Consider the following 1,869-nt stretch of genomic DNA (forward strand, 5'->3'; position numbering starts at 1 on the left):
AAACGTCGGTGTCTGCTTCGGTGTCACCGTCACAGTCAGTGTAGCTGTATTGGCACACTGGCCTGCGTCAGGTGTAAAGGTGTAGGTCGTGCTACCTTGCGTAGTCGTGCTTATGGCAGCTGGCGACCACGTTCCCGTTATACCATTAAGAGATGTCAATGGCAGAGCAGGTGCGCTACTATTTTGACATAAAGGCCCTATTGGTGCAAAAGTCGGGGTCAACTGAGTTGTGATCTCAATATCGATTGTAACCGGAGTTGCACACTGGCCTGCATCAGGGGTAAAGGTATAGGTCGTTATGCCTACCGTTGAAGTGTTCACAGTAGATGGACTCCATGTACCAGTAATATTATTGGTAGATGTCGTTGGCAGTGAAGCCGAACTACTATTCTGACACAAAGGCCCTATTGGTGCCAGCGTTGGTGTTACCTGGTCGGTGATTACTACATCTATGGTAGCTGGCGTGGCGCACTGGCCGTCATCCGGCGTAAAGGTGTACGTCGTTGAACCTTGTGTGGCTGTGTTTATCGTTGCTGGAGACCACGTTCCTGTAATGCCATTGATGGATGTCGTTGGCAATACAGGAGCAGTACTATTCTGACACAGTGGGCCAATTGGTGCAAGAGTCGGTGTGATCTGAGTTGTGAGTGTTACAATTAAAGTCACCGTGCTATCACAACCCCAAATATTTTTAAATGATGCAATAAACTGGCCTGAAGAACTAATTTCCTGCCCATTCCAGTTAAAAGGAAGTTTCAATTCACATACTGTCGTATCTATGATTTTACTACTTGGAGGATGTACGAATACATATCCCGATTGTAAATCACCATCACATCCTGCTGCAGTATGCTCCTGAACAGTGATAAGATAAGTTCCTGGACTTGACCAGGTTACTGTCAACTTATTAGTGGTACTTGATTGTATAACTCCATCGATTGTCCACGTATAAGTTGAAGGAACACTGGGGTCATTTACCTGGTAAGTCTTTGTGGTACCTACACATACATTATCTGGCATAGCCATCTGCGCTGCGCTATTTAAAGCGCAAAACAGTAGCGTAATTGCTAAAACAGATATGTGTAGTAGGCGTTTATTCATAATACCAGTACCCTATCCAGATACCCTTTTCTGACATTTTAATGTCAAATCATATAATTTATAAACTACCTGATCCCTTCGGGAACAGGTAGTTTATTATACCAATACTTATATCTTCTATCCTTTACATTAATCATGCGTAATTGGTGTTGTTATTGGTTTTGGATTAACAGTAATGTCCTTAGTAACTGTCTTCTTACAACCAGTTCCACAAACAGTTTCAGTAATTGTTACAGTCTGTGGCCCAGTGGTTGTCCATTGAACTACTATTGAGCTACCAGTATTTGAACCGATAATTGTTCCACCAGCAGAAACTGTCCAATCATACGTATTACAACCAACCTGAGTAACAGTATAAGTTACTGTTCCGGTATTTACACAAGTAGGGTCTGGGCCTGTGATAACGGGATCTGGCAATGGATTGATAGTTACTGTTGTTGTGCAATTTGTAGTATTACCACATGCGTCTGTAACTGTCCATTTGATTGTTGAAACCCCAACATTAAATATTCCACTTGCATCAGTCCCAGTACCGCTTCTTGGAGTGGTGGCCCCAGAAACATCGTAACTAATCGTCAAATTGCTGCTGCAGTTATCTGTTGCACTAATTGGAGGAATTATATAATTGTTATCTGGCACAATGCAGAAGGTTTGCGATGGAGGACAATCAACTACTGGTGCTGTCTTATCCTGTACCGTGATGACCTGGGTCGCTGTTGTTGTATTTCCGCACACATCCGTCGCTGTCCATGTCCTGGTGATCGTACC

1 protein-coding gene and 1 pseudogene are annotated in these 1,869 nt (G+C 43.4%); both read right to left on the bottom strand.

All coding sequences use genetic code 11. The features are described 5' to 3' along the window. Window positions 1-1,101, bottom strand: a pseudogene (locus BUA53_RS20855) (hypothetical protein); the annotation flags it as partial. 129 nt (window positions 1,102-1,230) lie between these two features. Then, window positions 1,231-1,869: hypothetical protein (locus BUA53_RS20860; protein WP_217653049.1), on the bottom strand; the 639-nt coding region annotated here is incomplete at its 5' end.

This window comes from Flavisolibacter ginsengisoli DSM 18119 (assembly GCF_900129295.1).
Taxonomy (GTDB): Bacteria; Bacteroidota; Bacteroidia; order Chitinophagales; family Chitinophagaceae; genus Flavisolibacter; species Flavisolibacter ginsengisoli.